The sequence below is a fragment of the Roseovarius atlanticus genome (genome assembly GCF_019802205.1).
Lineage (GTDB): Bacteria > Pseudomonadota > Alphaproteobacteria > Rhodobacterales > Rhodobacteraceae > Roseovarius > Roseovarius atlanticus_A.
Genome location: NZ_JAHVHQ010000004.1, coordinates 971,224 through 979,454, shown reverse-complemented (window position 1 = coordinate 979,454; position 8,231 = coordinate 971,224). Strand labels below are relative to the sequence as shown.

Sequence of the window (8,231 nt, the reverse complement as noted above, 5' to 3'; positions counted from 1 at the left end):
ACGCCGGGCCGCTCCACCTTCAGCACATCCGCCCCGAACCACGCCAGAAGCTGCGTGCAGGTCGGACCCGACTGAACATGCGTGAAGTCCAGGATCTTGATGCCGTCCAATGCTTTCATCAGGTCATTCCCCCATGTTTTTCGTGATTCCCGCGCGGGTCCAGACCTCGCGCACGTGGTCGTGCAGGCGCATCGTATGATCGCGCACGCGAGCCCCGGCGAGGTCCGCATCGCGCGCTTCCAGCGCCTCGATGATTTCCATGTGGTCCGCCACCGATTGCGGCACGCGATCCACCTCGGCCATGGACCGGCGGCGCACGGCGTGCATGTGCACGAACAGGTTCTCGGCCATGCTGGACAACAATTCGCAGCCCGAGATTTCCAGGATCTTCTGGTGAAAGCGAATGTTGTCGTCGGAATATTCCGCGATGTCCGCGCCGGTCTTGGAGACCGAGTATTTCGCAGCAATCGTGCGCAGGCTCGTGATCTCGCGGTCCGTGGCACGCTCGCAGGCCAGCCGCGCCGCCATGCTTTCCAGCGCGGCCCAGGCGATGATCATCTCCAGGATATCCGACAGCGTCTTGCGCTGCACGAAGATGCCGCGACGGGGGCGGACCTCCAGAAGGCCTTCCTGTTCCAGCCGTACCAGAACCTCGCGCAGGGGCGTGCGGGAGACGCCCAGCTGGTCCGCAAGGCTGCGTTCGTCCAGCCGCAAGTCCACGCTGTCGGAATAAATGTCCATCTCGAGGATCGCTTCCCGCATCCGGTTATAGATGTGGTCCTTGAGCGTGACCGACGTGTCGATCGGATTGAGTTTCATGACGGCCCACCGGGTTTGAATCGTTAAATCCGTAGTCTGGTATACCACGAACCAACGCAAATCAACGGCAAACTTTCGCGGATGCAGCAAGAATACCGCCCTGTCGCCGTGCAGACCGCCTTTCCCGAGGGTCGAAACAAAAGGGCCGGGAAACCCCCGGCCCTTCGAAAATCATGATTTCGGCGCGGATTATTCCGCCGCCACCGCCGCCTCGGCCTTTTCCACCCGCACGGCCGAGTACTTGAACTCGGGGATCTTGCCATAGGGGTCGGTGGCCGGGTTGGTGAGGATGTTCGCCGCCGCCTCGACATAGGCAAAGGGCATGAAGACCATGTCCGGCGCAATCGCGCGGTCGGCCCGCGCCATCACGTCGATCGAGCCGCGCTTGGTGGTGATCCGCACCATGCCGCCCGGCTCAACGCCCAGCTTGCGCAGGGTCGAGGGATGCAGAGAGCAGTTCGCCTCGGGCTCAACCGCGTCCAGCACGCTGGCCCGACGGGTCATCGACCCGGTGTGCCAATGCTCCAGTTGCCGCCCGGTGGTCAGAACCATCGGATAGTCCGCATCTGGCAGGTCGTCGGGCGGGATCACGCTGGCCGGGGTGAACCGGGCGCGGCCCTCGGGGCGCGGGAAGGCATCGCCGAACACCACGGCCTGGCCGGGGTCCTCGGGGCTGAGCGACGGGTAGGTCACCGCCTCGCGTTCCAGCCGCTCCCAAGTGATGTTGTCGAGGCTGCGCATGTTGATCGCCATCTCGTTGAACACTTCGCTGGGATGCGTGTAGGTCCAGTTCAGGCCACAGCGCTTGGCGAGCTCTACCTCGATCCACCAGTCCTCTTTCGCCTCGCCCGGCGGCGGTACCGCCTGGCGCAGCATCTGCACCGTCCGGTTGGTGTTCGACACCGTGCCGGATTTTTCATAGAGGGCCGAGGCCGGCAGGATCACGTCGGCATAGTTGGCCGTCTCGGTGATGAAGATATCCTGCACCACGAGGTGATCCAGCATCGCCAGCGCGTCGCGGGCATGTTCCACGTCCGGGTCGCTCATCGCAGGGTTCTCGCCCAGCACGTACATCGCCTTGATGTGACCCTCGTGCACCGCGTCCATGATCTCGGTGACGGTCAGGCCCTTCTCGCTGCTGAAATCGCCGGATTCCCAAACCTCGGTGAAGGCCTTGCGCACCCCGTCATCCGTAACCGACAGGTAGTCGGGCAGGAACATCGGGATCAGGCCCGCGTCGGATGCGCCCTGCACGTTGTTCTGGCCGCGCAGCGGGTGAAGGCCCGTGCCCGGACGGCCCACGTGGCCGCACATCAGCGCCAGCGAAATCAGGCAGCGGGAATTGTCCGTGCCGTGGATGTGCTGGCTGACGCCCATGCCCCAGAAAATCATGCCGGACTGCGCCGTCGCGAACTCCCGCGCGACCTGCCGCAGCGTTTCGGCAGGGATGCCGCACAGCTCTTCCATCTTCTCGGGCGGGAACTGCGCCAGATGCGCCTTCTCGGCCTCCCAATTCTCGGTGAAGGCCTCGATATACTGCTGGTCGTAGAGTTCCTCCTCGACGATCACGTGCATGATCGCGTTCAGCATGGACACGTCCGCGCCCGGCTTGAACTGCAGCATGTGGGTCGCGAAGCGCTTCATCCCCACGCCGCGCGGGTCCATCACGATCAGCTTGCCACCGCGCTTGGTGAACTGCTTGAAATAGGTGGCGGCAACGGGGTGGTTCTCGATCGGGTTGGCCCCGATGATGATCGCCACGTCGGCATTCTCGATCTCGTTGAAGGTCGCGGTCACCGCGCCGGACCCGACGTTCTCGATCAACGCCGCGACCGACGAGGCATGGCACAGCCGCGTGCAGTGGTCGACGTTGTTGTGGCCGAAACCCTGGCGGATGAACTTCTGGAACAGGTAGGCCTCTTCGTTGGTGCATTTCGCACTGCCGAAGCCGGCCACCTCGCGGCCCCGGCCCTTCAGGCCGTTCGCCGCCACGTCCAGCGCCTCATCCCAGGAGGCTTCGCGGAAAAAGTCGCGCCAGTTGCCCGGATCGACGTTCAGCCCCTTGGCCGGCGCATCGTCGCGCCGGATCAGGGGCTTGGTCAGACGGTGTGAGTGGTGGATATAGTCATAGCCGAACCGGCCCTTGACGCACAGGCGACCTTCGTTCGCGGGGCCATTGATCCCCTCGACGTATTTCACCTTGTCGTCCTTGACCTTCAGGCTGATCTGGCAGCCGACGCCGCAGAAGGCGCAGACGCTTTCGACCTCGCGGTCATAATCGGCGCTGTCGCCCACCTGCGCATCGTCCACCACGGTGGAGGGCATCAGCGCGCCGGTTGGGCAGGCCTGGACGCATTCGCCGCAGGCCACGCAAGTGCTTTCGCCCATCGGGTCGTCGAAATCGAACGTGGGAAAGCTGTCATGCCCGCGTCCGGCCATGCCGATGACGTCGTTGACCTGCACTTCGCGGCAGGCCCGGACGCACAGGTTGCACTGGATGCAGGCATCCAGGTTGACGCTCATGGCCACATGGCTGTCATCCAAGAGCGGCACGCGGTCCTGTTCCAGCTTGGGAAAGCGGCTTTCCGACACGCCGGCCAGCTTGGCCATGTCCCAAAGGTGGCTCGACTTGTCATGCGCCTTTTCCGGCACGGGCTGGTCGGCGACAAGCATCTCCATCACCATCTTGCGCGCCGTTTCGGCCCGGTTGGAATTCGTGGTGACATTCATGCCTTCGCTGGGTTCGCGGATACAGGAGGCGACGAGGTTCCGCTCGCCCTCGACCTCGACCATGCAGGCGCGGCAGTTGCCATCGGGGCGATACCCCGGCGCGGGCTTGTGGCACAGATGCGGGATTTTCAGACCCCGGCCATTGGCCACCTCCCAGATGGTCATGCCCTTCTCGGCTTCGACTTCCTTGCCATCGAGTGTGAACTTGATCTTGTCGGTCATGTCTTACACCTCGTCCGGGAAATGTTTCATCGTCAGGCGAATGGGGTTGGGCGCAGCCTGGCCCAGGCCGCAGATCGAGGCATCCACCATGGTCTGGCTCAGCTCCTCCAGCAGCGACTGATCCCATTTGTCCGCCTGCATCAGCTTCACGGCCTTTTCACAGCCGACGCGGCAGGGCGTGCACTGGCCACAACTTTCGTCCTCGAAGAACTTCAGCATGTTGATCGCCGCTTCCTTGGCGCTGTCCTGGTCCGACAGAACCACGACGGCAGCCGACCCGATGAAGCTGCCATGCGGCTGCAACGTGTCGAAATCGAGCGGCACGTCATCCATGTGCGCGGGCAAGAGGCCCGAGGACGGACCGCCCGGCTGATAGGCTTTCAGGGTGTGACCGTCCAACATCCCGCCGGCGGCCTCGATGATGTCGAGAATGGTGGAGCCTGCCGGCAGCAGGTGCACGCCCGGGTTCTTGACCCGGCCCGACACCGAGTAGGAGCGCAGGCCCTTGCGGTCGTTCTTTTCCACGCTCGACAGGATCTCTCCGCCCTCGCGCAGAACGCGGGTCACCCAGTAGAGCGTCTCGACGTTGTTCACCAGCGTCGGCTTGTTGTAGACGCCGACCTGCGCCACGAAAGGAGGGCGGTGACGCGGCAGCCCGCGCTTGCCCTCGATCGACTCGATCATCGCGCTTTCTTCGCCGCAGATATAGGCCCCGGCGCCGCGGCGCAGTTCGATATAACCTTCCTCGACGATGCCCGCGTCTTCCAGCGCCTTGATCTCCTTGGCCAGGATCTTCAGCACCGCCGGGTATTCGTCGCGCATGTAGATAAAGCAGGTCTTCGCCTCGACCGCCCAGGCGGCGATCAGCATGCCCTCTAGGAACAGATGCGGCGTGCGCTCCAGGTAATAGCGGTCCTTGAACGTGCCCGGCTCTCCTTCGTCACCGTTGACGGCAAGGTAACGCGGCCCGGCCTCGGCCCGCACGAAGCCCCATTTCTTGCCCGACGGGAAACCGGCCCCGCCAAGACCGCGCAGGCCCGAATCCAGCAATGTCTGCTGAATCGTCTCGAAATCGCCACCCTTGCGGATTTCCGCCAGCTTCTCGTAACCGCCCTCGGCCCGGTAGGCCGCAAAATCCTCGTAATCGGGCACATGCGTGTGGGTGTCGTCCGCGGCAATCGCCGCTTCGACCTTCTCCACCGTCGCGTTGTCGATGTGATTGTGGCCCAGTTCCAGCACCGGCGCGGTATCGCAGCGCCCCATGCAGGGCGCGCGCAGCACACGCACCTCGCCGGGGTCCATGCCATCCTCCAGCGCGGCCTTCAGCTGTTGTGCGCCGGCCAGTTCGCATGACAGCGAATCGCACACCCGGATGGTCAGGGCGGGCGGCGGAACCTCGCCTTCCTTGACCACGTCGAAATGCGCATAAAACGTTGCAACTTCATAGACTTCGGCCTGAGAGATGCGCATTTCCTCGGCCAAGGCGCGAAGATGCGCAGCTGACAGATGGCCGAACTTGTCCTGGATCAGGTGCAGGTATTCGATCAGCAGATCACGCCGTCTCGGTGCATCGCCCAGAAGGTCGCGAACCTCTTCCCACGCCTGATCCTCGAGCTGCCGGCCCTTGGGCGTGCGCCGCCCCTTGCCTTTACCCGATTTCCAGACGCCGCTGCGATCATCAAGTGCCATGTGGACCCTCCCGTTGCTGGGAGCACACTAAGGCATACCATTTTCAATCAAAATTCGTATGATTCAAACCCACGATAAGCGGGCCTTATCGCAGAACCTCTTTCAGCGCCTGCACGGTGCGCAACGCCGGGCCACGATCCGCCGTCACGAGGCTGAGGGATTTGTGCACTTCGGGCTCCACCAGCGGCAGGATTCGCACCGACCTTGGCGCGCCGGTATTCTCGACCAGCACCTTCGGCACCACCGTTGCCGCCGCGCCCTGGATCGCCATCACCACGCCCGCCGTCAGGCCCGACAATTCCGCCACGACGCGCGGCCGCGTGCCCACATCCTGAAACACGGTGTCGATGATATGCCGGTTCTGCATTCCCGGCTCCAGCAGGCAAAGCGGCAGCGCACCCGCCTCTTTCCAGGTGATCTCGGTCTTGTCGTCATCCACCATCTGCGCCGGGACCAGCAGCACGTATTCCTCGTCGTCGATCGGCATCACGCTCAGGAAACTGTGAATGGCACTCTCGGAGTTGGCGCTGTCGGTATAGGTGATCCCCGCATCGTAGGTGCCGGCCTCCAACCCGTGCAGGATGGCCAACGAGTTCATCGTCTTGACCCTCACGGTGATCCCCGGATTGGCCTCGCGCAGACGGATCACCGTCTTGGCCGCGAGCGCGGTCGCAGTCGGGATCACAGCCAGCGACAGGACACCTGTCACGTCCCCCGGCTCGGCGCTGAACTCGGTCTCCAGCCGCTTCACATCCTCGAGGATCTGAAGCGCGTGGCGCACGATGCTCTCCCCGTCGGGCGTCAAGCCCTGAAAGCGGTTGCCCCGATGCACGATCTTGGTCTCGAGGTGCTCCTCCAGCTTGGCGATCCGCATGGAAAACGCAGGTTGCGACACGCCGCATTCCTCGGCGGCGCGGGCAAAATGCTTCTGCCGCGCCAGCGCGGTCAGAAATTGCAGGTCTTTGAGGTCAAGCACGCGCGCTCCATCTTCGCCAGCCAGTCGTGCCGCGTTAAATCAAGCCCCGCGCCGGATGTCTATTCAAACCGGCACGTTGCCGGATCACACCGGGCTGTCCACCTGCCCGAATATCTGCGCCGCGTGTTTCGCCAGGTAAATGCGCAGCCAAGGCGTATAGATGTCCGGCATGCTTCGCGCCCACTCGGCCAGTTCGTCCAGATCGACCCAGGCCGTGTCGATCACTTCATCCGGGTTCGGATGCACGGCGATACGCTCCGGCACCGTCGCCACGAAGACATCGACCAGTTCATGCTCGACAAGGCCCCCGCCGACATCGGCGCGGTATTCGATCTGGTCGCGGTAGTCCAGCGCCAGGCCTTCGATGCCCAATTCCTCGTTCAGCCGCCGCACCGCGCAGGCCTCGGGGTCTTCGCCCCAGTTCGGATGGGTGCAGCAGGTATTCGCCCACAGGCCCGGCGTGTGGTACTTGCCGAACGCGCGCCGCTGGATCAGCACGTCGTTGCCGCAAAGAACGAAAACGGACACGGCCTTGTGCCGCAGTCCACGCTCATGCGCCTCCAGCTTTTCGACGGCCACCAGGTCGCCACCGATCCATGTCGGGATCATGACGCTCATGTATAGCCCGCCGGCACCAGGCGCGTCAGGTGCGCCAGGTTCTTCAACCCGATCTTGAGGTGGGCCATGGGGCGGGCCTTGACCAGTTTCTTGTTCATGTACGCCTCGAAGGTCAGACGCTGCACGTCGATATCATGGCACAGCGACACGAACCGTTCGCGCCGCTCGTCCGACTTGTAATAGGCATTCTGCATCGACGCCAGCACCCGGAACACCGTCTTGTGCTCTTTCATGAACAGCTGCCGCGCCAGCCGCAGGTCCCTGACCCGTCCCGACGCCAGCGTCGCCGCCGCCGCCGTGGCCGCCACGCGCCCACCGGCCATGGCATAGTATATCCCCTCGCCCGAACTGGGCGCAACCACGCCCGCCGCATCCCCGGCCAGCACGACATCCCTGCCATTGTCCCAGCGATCCAGCGGTTTCAGCGGGATCGGCGCGCCTTCCTTGCGGATCGTCTCGCAGTCCGCCAGCCCGCTGGCCACGCGCAGATCGGCGGTGGCCTGTTTCACGTCCACCTCCTTGACCAGCGACCCCATGCCGACGCTGGCCGACTTGCCATGCGGAAAGACCCAGCCATAGAAATCGGGGCTGATCCGCCCGTCATAGATCACGTCGCAGCGGGCCGGGTCGTAGGCGCCCACCTTGCCCGGGGCCGCGATGATCTCGTGATAGGCGATGACGTAGGGAATACGGTCCCCGCCCTCGACCTCGTCGCGCGCCACGTTCGACCGCGCGCCATCCGCGCCAATCACCAGCTTGCAGGGCAGGTCACGCTCGGTTCCGCTGACCTTGTCGCGATAGATCACGCGGGTTACCCCGTCCTCGCGTACGATCCGCTTGTAGGTTCCCGTGGCCCGCACCGCTCCCGCGGCTTCGGCCCGAACCCGCAGAAACTCATCGAAATCCTCGCGGTCCACCATGCCGACAAAGCCGTTCTCGATGGGGATATCGACCTTGCGCCCGGTCGGAGAGATCATCCGCGCGGTGGTGATCTTGGCCACCAGCAGATCCTCGGGAATGTCGAAATCCGCGATCAGACGCGGCGGGATCGCCCCGCCACAGGGCTTGATGCGCCCCGCCCTGTCCAGGAGCGCCACCTTGTGGCCGGACCGCGCCAGGTCCTCTGCCGCCGTGGCCCCGCTCGGGCCACCCCCCACCACGACCACGTCAAACATCG

General features: G+C 64.1%; 7 protein-coding genes. All 7 read right to left on the bottom strand.

Annotation, left to right across the window (positions count from 1 at the left end):
• A partial coding sequence (locus KUV49_RS21345) for a CoA transferase (RefSeq protein WP_222452958.1) occupies positions 1–119 on the bottom strand: 119 nt, incomplete at its 3' end.
• Between the two features lie 4 nt (positions 120–123).
• Positions 124–819, bottom strand: a complete 696-nt coding sequence (locus KUV49_RS21340; protein ID WP_222452892.1) for a GntR family transcriptional regulator — start codon at positions 817–819, stop codon at positions 124–126.
• A gap of 189 nt (positions 820–1,008) precedes the next feature.
• Positions 1,009–3,771 carry a formate dehydrogenase subunit alpha gene (gene fdhF / locus KUV49_RS21335; protein WP_222452891.1) on the bottom strand — a complete coding sequence of 921 codons (2,763 nt, stop codon included), beginning with the start codon at positions 3,769–3,771 and terminating at the stop codon, positions 1,009–1,011.
• Between the two features lie 3 nt (positions 3,772–3,774).
• The gene (locus KUV49_RS21330; RefSeq protein WP_222452890.1) at positions 3,775–5,460 is read right to left on the bottom strand and encodes an NAD(P)H-dependent oxidoreductase subunit E; all 1,686 of its coding nucleotides are present in this window, start codon (positions 5,458–5,460) and stop codon (positions 3,775–3,777) included.
• Between the two features lie 85 nt (positions 5,461–5,545).
• Entirely contained in the window at positions 5,546–6,436 is an 891-nt protein-coding gene (locus KUV49_RS21325; protein WP_222452889.1) for a LysR family transcriptional regulator, read from the bottom strand.
• Between the two features lie 84 nt (positions 6,437–6,520).
• The gene (gene idi / locus KUV49_RS21320; RefSeq protein WP_222452888.1) at positions 6,521–7,054 is read right to left on the bottom strand and encodes an isopentenyl-diphosphate Delta-isomerase; all 534 of its coding nucleotides are present in this window, start codon (positions 7,052–7,054) and stop codon (positions 6,521–6,523) included.
• Positions 7,051–8,229 carry a geranylgeranyl diphosphate reductase gene (locus KUV49_RS21315; protein WP_222452887.1) on the bottom strand — a complete coding sequence of 393 codons (1,179 nt, stop codon included), beginning with the start codon at positions 8,227–8,229 and terminating at the stop codon, positions 7,051–7,053. The genes idi and KUV49_RS21315 overlap by 4 nt, the downstream gene beginning before the upstream one ends.
• Between the last annotated feature and the right edge of the window lie 2 nt (positions 8,230–8,231).